This window comes from Frigoribacterium sp. AC759, assembly GCF_979256015.1.
In genome coordinates, this window is record NZ_CEEDMT010000152.1 from 1 (window position 1) to 247 (window position 247).

Sequence of the window (247 nt, forward strand, 5' to 3'; positions counted from 1 at the left end):
ACCTCACCCACCCGGTCTTCCGCACCCACCGCAGCGAGACCAGCATGATGCGGGACCTCACGCACCTCGCCGACAAGGACTACGCCCTCGACCGCGGAAAGATCCCGCTCGGCAGCTGCACCATGAAGCTCAACGCGGCCACCGAGATGGCGGCCGTGACCTGGCCCGAGATCGCCTCGGTGCACCCGTTCGCGCCGGCGGAGGACGTCGAGGGCTACCTCGACCTCGTCGGTCAGCTCGAGGGCTG

1 protein-coding gene is annotated in these 247 nt (G+C 69.2%); it reads left to right on the forward strand.

The features are described 5' to 3' along the window. A partial coding sequence (locus ACZ6JE_RS15455; RefSeq protein ID WP_464319519.1) for a hypothetical protein occupies positions 1-247 on the forward strand: 247 nt, incomplete at both ends.